Genomic DNA, 11,118 nt, shown 5'->3' with positions numbered 1-11,118 from the left:
GCGCGCCGTGTCAGAAGGTCCTGATGAGCTCGATCCCGGCAGGCTCTCACGTCAGGTCAAGGTAACCCGCGAGACGTTCGAAAAGGCCTTCGACGCCTTTGCCGAGGTGAGCCCTGACGAACGCATCCCGTTCAAGGCCGTCGCCTTGAAACGTCAGCGGGCAGCGCCCCTTGGCCCGGGCCGCGAGCGAGATTTCGCCGATTTCGAAGCTGCGCTGCGCTATGCGAGCGATAAAGGGTTCCTGCAGGGTTTCTGTTCCGCAGGCGGTGCAACGCTGTTCAAGGCAAGCAGCGAGGATGATGGTACTGGCGGGGTGGTCATGGCGGCCGCGCTGGTTGCGGATGCGCGCGATCGCGCGAGCGTGCTCGTCACCTTCGAGGCAATCGTTAATGACCAGGAGCGCTTTCGCGATCCCGACGACGTCAATGCCGCGGTGATGCGCGCACAACGCTGCACCTGTCGCATCGTTGTGCGCGATGGTGCCCGGCGTACACGGGGAACGGGTTTCCTGATCGGGCCGCGCCTCGTGCTGACGAACTGGCACGTCGTTCGTTCGCTGTTGGAACCTATGAGCGACGAAGAGGCTGCGGCCGCAGGGCTCGCCCCGGCAGAATCATGGAAGGCTGCCGCCGGCAGCGCGGCAAGGCTCGGCGTGGAATTCGATTTCACGGCACGCGCCGCACAGGCGGGCGGTGTTATCCGCATCGGTGTAATCGAGAACTGGCTGGTCGCGGCAAGCAGTGCCGAAGGATCCGAGCGAACCGGCAGTGAAGGTGCCGGCGACTGGCCGGCAGACGGCGCGGATTTCGAGCCGTACGACGATTTCGCCGTGATTGAGATCGCCGAGCCGGCAGGACTGGAGCGGCGCTTTTATGATATCGTCTCCGAAGACCCGCCTATGCCAAGAGGCAATATGGTCCTCCTGCATCACCCGGGCGAATTTTCGATGCGCCTGTCCTACGGAAGTTTCGATCTCGGTCTACCAGCTGCAAACCTTCTCGGCGGCGTTCCCGCGAAGACATCTGCGAGGATCCTTCATAGCGCAAATTCCATCGGCGGCTCATCCGGCGCACCTTGCTTCAATTTCGACATGATGCCGGTGGCGCTGCACCAAGCGGGCGTCACCTATGGCGGCAATTCTGATATCAGCGACGATAACGGCGATCCCGTGCCAAGCGCGAACGTCAATATCGCCATACCGTTGCGCCGTATCCGTGCCAAGGCCGGACCGGCCATCATCGCCCGGATGGGTGCTCTCCAAGCACTCAAACCAGCGCTGTCAAATGGCGATCCATTGATTGGGCGCGGAGAGTTGCAGGAGGCGATTGCGGAGGCAAGCCGGGGCAAGGTCAAGATACTCATCGTTCGCGCCGATCTCGGTGTGGACGGAAAGCCGCTCCAGCGCGTCGGCAAAAGTTTCTCAAGGCGCATCCTGCGGGAATTTCTTGATCTCGCCGAACACGAAATCGTCGAGATCAGCGCCGCAAACCTAATGCAGAACGCGTACCGCACTGCAGCCGCCCTCCTTGAGGCTGTCAGCGCCGGCCGGTCATCCGCCCTGACCCCCGTTGATGACAGCAGCCTACCTGCCGATCGTCAATCGACCGAGATCAACGACGTTGTCATGCGCGTTGCTGGCGAACTAAAGGCTGAGCTCGTCAGGATCGCTGGCCAGCGAACATTGTGGCTCGTCATCGACGAACTTGAAAAACACGCGCTGCCGGACACAACTACGCGAACGCTCCTCGACCGGCTTTATGCAGACGTCTCCGTCGAACCGTCGCTTCGCCTCGTCATGCTCGGCCTGGTTGACGTCGATCTGCCGTCACTGCAAGGCATCAAGGCCAAACGCCTCGAAAAGCCGCTGACGCATCTCGACAGCAGCCGGGTAGCCTCCTGGGTAGGCAATCGAGTTGACGGGCGGTTCGGCTTGCCGGACGTGGCGTGCGAATGCCTTGCCGCCGTCGTCTCGTCGGTCGCAAGCAGCCGGGTCAGCGAGACCTTCAGCATGACGCAGGCCGTCGCCGCGGTTGTCCGCAACGACCTCGACCCCCATCTCAAGAAACGGATGGGTGTATGAACGCAACCAAACATGACACACCCGAAAACGCCGCTCTCGTCCTTCGCCGGCGGGCCGCCGTCGTCGGCACGTTCGATCCGGTGGCTTTCCTGCAGCTGCCGGTCCGCGCGGAGGACAAGGAGGCCTTCGAGGACCGTGTCCTGGCATTCTTATCGCCGATGATGGAAGAGGTCATCGAAGACAAGCGCGTGCTCTGGCGCCTGCGGCCGCAGCCACGGCGCGACACTTTGAGGGAGATGGCCGCCGAGGGGGTACTGGAACAGACCGTCAGGCAAACCAAACCGCAAGTTTCTGATCGCTTCGGCCAAGTCCTCCAGGCAATGTTGAAAAAGGGGGCGGCAGCCGGCGATCCGCGCAAAATGTCGACGGACGACCTGATGTTACAGGCCTTGGCGCTCGATTTCGTCCGTTCCTTGCCGACGGATTGGCCGGTCAGGGAACCGCCGGTAGACCCGCGCGTGATGTTGGCGCGCAAGGCCGAGCGACGCCGGCAGGACTTTGTGGCCCCCCGTAAGCTGTTTGGCCGTGCGCTCGAGGCACATGCCCTCGACCAGTATATTGAAAGCGGCCTTTTGCAGCAGCCACTGGTCGCGCTCCCCAAACCGCCAAGCGACTTCGCACGCCTTCGTCCTCTGCTCGTCACCGGCATAGGCGGCTCGGGCAAGTCGGCTCTTGTCGCCGATTTAATGCGCCGCACCCAGAAAGACGACTGGTCAGGTCCGATCTGCGTCTGGATTGATTTTGACCAGCGCAACGTTGCTCTCGGGGGCGAGCGCGAATGGCTGAACGAGGTTACTCGGCAGATCGGCTTTGCCAGGCCAGCAGCGGCCGAGCGTCTATCGGCGATCCGGAACGCGGCTCGAAACGATCTGCACAGGCTCACTCAAGAGAGCGGCGACGTGGAGCGGCTCTCCGGTACCGAGAGCTTGAACGTTGTTTCATCCATGCGCGAGGAAATGCAACGGGCCTTGGGTGACGGGATGTTTGCCGAACAAACCCTCGTTGTCCTCGTCGATACCTTCGAGGAAGTCCTGGTACGCTCCAATATGAAGGCCCCTTTTCTGGACCAGGAGCCGTTCGGCCTTGTGCTCGAATTCTTGAACTCACTCGAAGTGCTCCGGTGCCACGACGGACGTCCGCTGTTCAAGGATGTAAGGGCGGTAGTCGCTGGCCGAGCGCATCCCTTCCAGGGCGATGATGGTGATGCTGCTCGTTGGTTCGAAGCACGCCTGGAGATCGGCGAGCTCGGTCCCGAGGCCGCGGTCGAGTTCCTGAGGAGCCGTGCAGATCGCCAAATCTTCACACAGGCGCGAAGCCGGCGCCTCGTTGGCGCCATTCCGCGGTTTCCAATCGTGCTCCTGTTGCTCGCTGCGTTTTCGCGCGGGCGCACGGCTGCGGAGATCGAGGAGGCTGCCACGCTTGCCGAAGGCTCAGGGGTTCTTGGTGCCGCATCCAGTACGCGCGTGCTCTATTCCCGCTTTCTGCACCGGTTGAAAGACCATATCGTCACCGATGCTGCCGGGGAGCGGCTGATTTCCAGGGACGACCTTTCCAAACTGGCACATCCGGGACTTGCGCTCACGGTGGTCACGCCCACACTTATCCGGGAGGTCCTTGCCGGTCCGACAGCACTTGGCGCAATCGATGTGCAGAAATCTATAGACCTCTTTGAGGCCCTCTCCCGTGAAGTCTGGCTGGTCGAGCGCTCCGGCGATGACGCAATACGCCACGTTCCTGTCCTCAGGCGCATCATGCTGCCGATGCTCGACAGCGACCTGTCACCGGCGGGAAATTCCGAGATCCCCATGCGCGAGACGGTTCGCGCGGTCCATCGCGCTGCCGCCAACTGGTACCGGGCTGGCGGTGGGGCTGGCGAGCCGGACGCTGCAACTCTCGCAGCCTATCATGACGCCTTCTTGGGCGAGGTCGGTTTACTGCTCACCGATCCCAGCCTGGTGCGCCGCCTGATTGACCTTGCCGGGGAAGACGTCTTCGCGATGCCGCTTGCGGCGCGTGCAATCCTCCGCCGCGAGGACAAATCGGACATCGGGCTGTCCAACCAGGAGACCGCAGCCTTGCCTGTCGACGCGCGCAGAAAGGCTGTTGCGACTCGCCGTGCCGAACGGGCGCGCCTCGGGGTCACATCGAGGCAGGCAGAACGATATGAGCCCATAGGCGATCTGGAGATGGAGCAGCTGGCGCTTATCGATGCGGGTTCCGATGAGCATTCTTACCAAGGCTCCGGCCACGGACGGCAGCTCGACATAGTGGAAGACATTGATACGGCTCGCCGGATCGCAGCCCTGTTTTCCGAGGCCGACTTCGAAGGCGTCGTTCGCTCCGGCCGGAGCGGCGTATTGCGGATGGCGGAGGCTCCCGAGCATGAGCCGCCCCTTGACAAATTGGGCGACTTGACCAGCCACTGGCTTTGGAAATGGGCATTGTCTTGTCTGGCGACTGGCGCCGTCCAGGAAAGCGACCTTCTGTGGGCAACCGAGAGCGCATCCTTCCCTTTTCAGCCATCGTCGCGAAACCCCTTCGCGCTGGGGACCCTCTTGGCGCTTGCCGTTGCGACGGTGGCGCTCGGACGTACCCCGGCTTTCGTCGACCATGCTCCTTATCGCGACGCTATTACCGCCTATCCGGTTCTTGCCTCTGCACCAATCGCGTCCATCCTATCGCTGCGCCTCCATGCGCTGTCGAAGTATTGGAACCCGGCCTTGATGGCCTATCCGCGGAACTATTTTGACGTCCGAGCGGATATCACCCAGGTCGTGGCCATCTGGGGGATGTTGAAGCCAGACGAGCGCGAGGGGTCGACGTTGCTGCAGATCCCTGGCACCCTCTTCAGGCAAATCGACGAATTCCAGAGTGGGCCACCGGCATCGACGGACCTTAAAATCCTGGATGCCCCAGAGGCGTTCTTCCGGGTCTCCAACGAGGGCGTTCCAGCCTATCGTTCCGCACACGGCGGCATGGCCCGGGCGATGGAAACCGTGTTGCGTGGCCGGACCCCGGAGCTTTACGACCCCATCCGGGCGGCGTTGGGAGACGTTGCTGCCGACGACCCCAGCGGGTTTGGCGAAGCCCTCGATGTGATCGCCGCCGGAACGCCTTTCTGGCCATCGGACTGTCACCCGGGCCAACTGTTTTCGACGCGTCACAACCTCAGAGAAATCGACTTTTTTCTCGCGCGACTCGTTGTGTTCCTCGATCTTGCGGGACTGACGCAAGACCTGTTCGCTGCACTCTCGGCAAGCGCCCAGCGCGGACGACGGTTCGTCGCCGTTGCCGGGCTCTTGCATCGCTATGACAGCCTGCTGCGGCTGCCCCGCTTTGACGAGATGGTGGCCGCTGGTGGAGCCTAAAATGCCGACCAGAGCAGGAAGCCGTTTTCCCAATAAGCTCGGCAGCATCAAAGATTGCGCTGCGGCAGGTACCTATGTAGGGCCGCGAAGAAGCCTGCCGATTTCCATGCGGCTCGATTTCCGATGACGAAGAGCGATGTCTTCGCGCGGGTTACGCCGACATTGGCGAGATTCGGTCTTCCACCAGCCCACGCGCGTGCGCCCTGTTGAGAGGGAGACTGCGCGCTCAGAACAAAGAAAACAATATCCGCTTCTCGGCCTTGAACTGTTTGAACGGTCCCAACCCGGTCCCTGACCCACGTCCGAGGCCCGTCTACCCAGCCGTCGAGAACGCGACTGTCGACCAGTTTGTCGCGGAGATTGTCCTGAACGACGACAAATGGCGTGATGACACGTCAATCAGCACCGAACATTCACCCCTTTTGCTTATCCAATTTTGACCCCCCTGTGCTGTAGATCAGCGCTTGGCCTGCCCGGCGCTGGCCGGGGTTGCAGAGGGTAGGCCAAGTGCGGGTGATGATCTTCTTCGACTTTAGCTTTGAGAGCGGTTCTTGAAGCGCCAGGACTCATTGCCGGTCTCGACAATCTCGCAGTGATGGGTCAGGCGGTCGAGAAGTGCCGTCGTCATCTTGGCATCGCCGAACACCGTCGGCCATTCACCGAACGCCAGGTTCGTGGTGACAATGATCGACGTGCGCTCGTAGAGCCTGCTGATCAGATGGAATAGGAGTTGGCCGCCGGCCAGGGCGAAAGGCAGGTAGTCGCGCCCATTGCGCGCGAGGCGCGGCGCGTCGAAGCAAAGAACAGTACCGACTTTGCCGACGGACAATGCAGCCACCAGCTTCTCAGGAGCTGGACGGGCAACCATTCCGCTGGCTGAACGTCTGAGATCATCATCGATGACCTCAACGGTGCGGAAGCCGCGATGCCGCCCGAAGTCAACCAGTTCATATATTGCCGGCGACAGCTCGCAGGATTGTTCTCAACGTGGCCTTTGCTCGACTGCCTTACGTAAACAATGGCTTTCGCTTGTCGCTTTCAATTTGCGATTTCAAACGGCGGAATACCTTAAGTCAGTTGGACTTAACGGGCAGAATCAGCCCAATTTTCAGCTAAGGATTTCATGGTTTACAATTGCAAATGCGGTTAAGGTCTTGGATCAGCGCCACTTCCCAAGGGAGGTGTTGTTCGTCGCGATGCATCGTATGCAAGCAAAATTGTGTCCACCGATAAGCCTTAGTCACTCGCAGCCAGTCTTGACCTGCGGAGATGGCGTCCGATTTTCAGCTGGCGCTTGAATGAAATCCCTAGCTGAAATTCACAACGCCGGATCCCGGGTGCCTGGCAAATCGGCGACGGCGTCGAATTTACGGTTCGTTAACCATTTGAATTAACCACGTTCTTTTGGAATAAGGAATTGAACTTGGCCCTTACTTCCGTCGCACCGAGGGCGTTTTTTTGAGGCAATCACCTCCGATAAGTAATGCTTATCGGAAGTAATTGCTATAACGCCGCAAATCAGCGATGTCGGTCGTCCTGGATCGGCGGATTCGCCCGGAAATCCGGGCATTTAGGGCAATTTCGCCCGGGATGACCGGACTCTCAATCGCAAAATTCGACGGCCGCCGTCGGCACACATGGCCGGTCCTCATTTCCGGAATTGAGCGCCGGCGCCCTTCAGCAGGCTTCTCCGCCCGCAGCCATCACCAAAGCCGCTGTTTTTCCAGCATTTCCGCCCTGGAAGCCCGCTGACGCGCATTTGCCACCGCGGACGCTCCGTTGCTCGTCCGCGGTAGCATTTTGAGTCTGACGGGCCGCTATTCAATGGCTAAAACACGCTTGCAACTGTTCGATTTCTAACGCATGCCTTATCTGTACAAACTACTTCGAGACAGGGCCGTTACAAGCGCGATGGCAAAGCCACAAACATTTGACAACCAACAATCTCCCAAGCGGCTGATCGGTTATGCCCGGGTGTCGACGGATGAACAGGTCCACGATGCCCAGTTGGACGAGCTGCGTGCAGCCGGCTGCGATCGGATCCATCAGGAGCATGGTTCCGGAGCATCGCGGGCTCGACCGGTGCTGACGCGATTACTCGCTGAACTTAGCGCCGGCGACGTCCTCATTGTCGTGCGCCTCGATCGACTGGCCCGATCCGTCAGTCATCTCTTGTCGGTGATCGAGGACCTCGAGGCCCGCGGCGTGCATTTCCGGTCGATCCGCGATCCAATCGATACGTCGACCCCGCAGGGCATGTTTTCCCTTCAGGTCCTCGGCGCCGTCGCGCAGCTCGAGCGGGCGCTAATCGCTGAGCGTACCAAAGCCGGCATTAAGGCGGCGAAGGCACGCGGCAAGCTTCCTGGAAATCCCGGTCTGCGAGAACGACGGCCGGAGGCGATCAAGGCAATCTCGCAGGCACGGGAGAAGCTCTATCTCGATGAACTCATTGCATCGGCGCAGACGTGGCTGCCGATGGTGCGTCAACTCCGGCCGCAGCACAGTTGGGACAATGTCGTGCGGGTTCTCAATCGCCGTGGCCACGACTGGACCGTCGAACGCCTTCGTCGCGCTGTTCATCGCATGGTACGCGAAAAGCTCGCGGAGAAGGAACTCCTTGCTCGATCCCCTCGCCGGGCTCCCGAAGACTATCTGATGAAGCTGGTGGCGGCAATTGCCATTGCCGATCCCAACCTGTCGCTGCGCGACATTGCCGCGCAACTGGACCAGATGGGAGAACGGCCTGTGCGCAGCGGCAAGAACTGGCAACCGTCCTCGGTGCGGGTCCTGCTGGACGAAGCCCACCGATTTGGCCTCATTCGCCGTTGAGGGCATGGTTCATCCGACGCCCGATGGCAGAGAGTCTTTTCTTGTCGCTATTCGACTGCATAGCCGTCAGGTCCGGCCTTTGGGGATCTGTAGCGCCAGGACCGCTAGTCGCTATCGCTCCGCGGTTTCAGCTCAGCGCCTACATCCTCGCCGCGGAGCCGGCTTCCTCCGCCTGCTCGCCCCCTCCCCCGGAACGTGCTGAAGGCTTCAGCCGCGGTGATTATGATCCGCAGAGGCGCGCGGGCCATGACCCTCGGCGGCGCGGGTAAAAGCAGAGGACAGCCGCTCCCCTCGCTACCAAAAAGCCGTCTCGGCTGCACGACGAATTCGGGCGCGAGCCGGAACTCAGTCAGACAGTATTTGTTTCTTTTACAATCCGTCCGCGTTTCGGCGTTCTTTCAAGGATGCTCGACAATTTGATTGAGCCATTTGTCCGCGCCGCCAGCTATATTTCCTACAAGAATGATTACGGCCGAAGATCTGCAAACATTCGTTTTACGACCAGCAAATTTCGACTGTCCTCGAAGCCTGGGAGGTCTTCGTCCTGAAGCATCCTGCGGAGACCGCCGTTAAGATTACAAAGCAATGTCTCCTTTCAGTCGTGACAAACACCGCGATTGTTCGTTCGAACACGAAGCCGCTCAATCGGCTCCGTGCATCAACTGACCTTACTACACCAGCCGCATAGAAGGGCTGTCGGCCATTCTACCCGGGCAACCATGACCAATGCCCTTAGAACGTCATGTACGATCAAAAATGACCGCCAAGACCCCGCGACCCATGGCGGCGACAGGACGGTACCTATCTCTACACAACCGATCTTGTGAGAGGTGGCGCGAGGAGCGGGTCATGCGCCGTCCATAGTAGCGCCCGAAAATGTCGTTTCTTTTCAGAGTGTTGTAGCCGTGGTCAGCTGACCACCGGAAAAGCAGCTGTTGGCAGTGCGTCCCACCCCAAAAGACTTGCTGGCCCACGACAGCAGAGTCTGGCGAAAAACCTCGATCAGTGGACCCGCTGACCTAGCACTCAATCCTCTCCGGCGGCGACTAGATGTGGAGCCTCAACAGGTTGTCCTGGGTAAGAGCGAGCCTAGTGATTGGTGGTTTTGAGTTTAGACTTCCGTGAGGCCTGTGCCAATTGTAGCGATGAAGCCATCGTGGCAGTTCGGCGGCGCGCATGTCCGAGTTGGGATAGGCGACGGCGTAGGCCCACTCTCTGAGGGCGGTCTGGATGAAGCGTTCGGCCTTTCCGTTGGTTTTAGGCGTATATGGTCTGGTGCGAACGTGCTTGAGGCCGTTGTCGCGACAAGCTTGGCCGAATGGCTTTGATGTGTAGCAGGGACCATTGTCGGTCATGACGCGCTCGACCGCGATCCCGAGGCTGGCATAATAGGCCAATGCCGCCTTCAAGAAGGCCACGGCGCTTTCTTTCGTCTCGTCCGGCGATATCTGTGAGAAAGCGATGCGAGAGGCATCGTCGATGGCCACATGAACGCATTCCCAACCGGCGCCCCAACTCTTGCCTCTGCGCGAACTCTGGCGAGTGCGATCGCCGGTGATGCGGTGGCCGACCTCATGAAACCGGCCGAGCTTCTTGATGTCGATATGAATCATCTCGCCGGGAGCCTGGCGTTCATGACGACGCACAGGCTCGGCCGGCTCGATATCCTTGAGGCGGGAGAGGCCTGCGCGCTTGAGAACCCGGCTCACCGTCGCTGCAGATACACCGGTTTCGATCGCGATGTGCTTGCCAGTCAGGCGCTGGCGGCGAAGCGTGATGATGCGCTCCGCCAGCGCCTGACTGGTCTGCCGGGGCATGGCATGAGGTCGGGAGGAACGATCGAGCATCGCCTCTCGACCACCGGCCTTGAAACGCTCGACCCAACGGGCGACGATCTTGGCCGCGACGCCATAGGCCTGTGCTGCCTGAGCCTGGGTCAGATGCCCTTCGATAACAGCAAGCGCCATTTGTTCCCGGCGCAACGGCGTCAGTCGGGCATTCTTATGAATGTTCATTCGCGGCGATCCTTCCGACTCGAGGTGTGATAGCTCCAGTCTCCTAAATCCGCTTTGAATGGACAACCTCCCGAAAGCTCACAACTAGAGCCTGCGCGCTCCGAGTACGCCAAGTGGCGGAAACGCGAAGCTTTCATCTCGCGCAGCGTTGGAGCCGGTTGCGGCAATGGTATCTGCATCACGTGCCCGGGTCTGGTCCGAGCGATGAGTGCGGCCGGAAGTGGTTGTAATCGTCGGCCCAGCAATGGCGCTTCGGGCATAATCGCAGCCGAGGAACAGGCTTTGGTTGACCATCTCGTCCCGCATCCGGCCGTTGAAGCTCTCGACATTAGCGTTTTGCATCGGCTTCCCGGCGTGATGCCGTGCGACTCGACACTATGATCCTTCGACCTGGCAAGGATGGCATTCGAGGTGAATTCCGTGCCGTTGTCGGAGACGATCATCCCCGGTTTGCCGCGCCGTTCGATGAGGACCGACAGTTCGCGAGCGACGCGACGACGCAAGATCGAGGTGCACGGGATCGCCGCCAGGCATTCGCGGGTCACGTCTTCGACGAAGTTGAGCACGCGAAACCGCCTTCCGCAAGCGAACTGGTCGTGAACGAGATTCAGCGAGCTTCGGGCATTGGCCTTCGCTTCGACCAGGATCGGGCCACGCGTGCCGACAGTGCCGCCCCGGCTTTTCTGCTTGCGAACGGAAAGTCCTTCTTCGCGATAGAGCCCGTAGATGCGGTCGACCCCAACGGCGCTCCCCCCCCGCCGAAGCCGCCGGTCGCCGGTCGCCGGTCGCCGGTCGCCGGTCGCGAGGTCGCGCAATAGGGCGACTT

General features: G+C 60.6%; 5 protein-coding genes and 3 pseudogenes. 3 read left to right on the top strand and 5 right to left on the bottom strand.

Going from position 1 to position 11,118, the window contains the following annotated elements; all coding sequences use genetic code 11:
* The first annotated feature begins 7 nt into the window (after positions 1–7).
* Together PYR71_RS28345 and PYR71_RS28340 are read left to right on the top strand one after the other, a co-directional pair.
* A complete protein-coding gene (locus PYR71_RS28345) occupies positions 8–2,080 on the top strand; it encodes a trypsin-like serine peptidase (RefSeq protein WP_064820001.1) in 2,073 nt (690 codons plus the stop codon).
* Entirely contained in the window at positions 2,077–5,448 is a 3,372-nt protein-coding gene (locus PYR71_RS28340) for an AAA family ATPase (RefSeq protein WP_016737365.1), read from the top strand. The genes PYR71_RS28345 and PYR71_RS28340 overlap by 4 nt, the downstream gene beginning before the upstream one ends.
* Positions 5,449–5,495: 47 nt before the next feature.
* Here the strand turns inward: PYR71_RS28340 and PYR71_RS28335 are convergent, their stop codons facing one another.
* The 3 genes and pseudogenes from PYR71_RS28335 to PYR71_RS31090 form a co-directional block, all read right to left on the bottom strand.
* Positions 5,496–5,837: an AAA domain-containing protein gene (locus PYR71_RS28335; protein ID WP_077991556.1), complete on the bottom strand. Its 342-nt coding sequence runs from the start codon at positions 5,835–5,837 to the stop codon at positions 5,496–5,498.
* 143 nt (positions 5,838–5,980) lie between these two features.
* Positions 5,981–6,208 (bottom strand): annotated as a pseudogene (locus PYR71_RS28330) (ATP-binding protein); the annotation flags it as partial.
* A pseudogene (locus PYR71_RS31090) lies at positions 6,206–6,468 on the bottom strand (recombinase family protein); the annotation flags it as partial. The pseudogenes PYR71_RS28330 and PYR71_RS31090, both read right to left, overlap by 3 nt.
* A gap of 891 nt (positions 6,469–7,359) precedes the next feature.
* Between PYR71_RS31090 and PYR71_RS28320 the strand changes: the two are divergent.
* Positions 7,360–8,277: a recombinase family protein gene (locus PYR71_RS28320; protein WP_008534020.1), complete on the top strand. Its 918-nt coding sequence runs from the start codon at positions 7,360–7,362 to the stop codon at positions 8,275–8,277.
* Positions 8,278–9,323: 1,046 nt separating this feature from the next.
* On the opposite strand, the gene PYR71_RS28315 is transcribed toward PYR71_RS28320, so the two are convergent.
* Both PYR71_RS28315 and PYR71_RS28310 read right to left on the bottom strand, forming a co-directional pair.
* Positions 9,324–10,292, bottom strand: coding sequence for an IS481-like element ISRel2 family transposase (locus PYR71_RS28315; protein ID WP_011053284.1), 969 nt, complete (start codon positions 10,290–10,292; stop codon positions 9,324–9,326).
* 84 nt (positions 10,293–10,376) lie between these two features.
* A pseudogene (locus tag PYR71_RS28310) lies at positions 10,377–11,107 on the bottom strand (integrase core domain-containing protein); the annotation flags it as partial.
* Positions 11,108–11,118 lie beyond the last annotated feature (11 nt).

The organism is Rhizobium mulingense (assembly GCF_029194105.1).
Classification (GTDB): domain Bacteria; phylum Pseudomonadota; class Alphaproteobacteria; order Rhizobiales; family Rhizobiaceae; genus Rhizobium; species Rhizobium mulingense.
The sequence above is the reverse complement of the archived record's forward strand: the minus strand, read 5'-3'. Positions and strand labels throughout refer to the sequence as shown.

What these genes read in the sequence shown, in the direction of transcription:
- PYR71_RS28340 (WP_016737365.1), top strand. Translation starts at nt 2,077, where the DNA reads ATGAACGCAACCAAACATGACACACCCGAAAACGCCGCTCTCGTCCTT.
- PYR71_RS28320 (WP_008534020.1), top strand. Translation starts at nt 7,360, where the DNA reads ATGGCAAAGCCACAAACATTTGACAACCAACAATCTCCCAAGCGGCTG.
- PYR71_RS28315 (WP_011053284.1), bottom strand. Translation starts at nt 10,292, where the DNA reads ATGAACATTCATAAGAATGCCCGACTGACGCCGTTGCGCCGGGAACAA.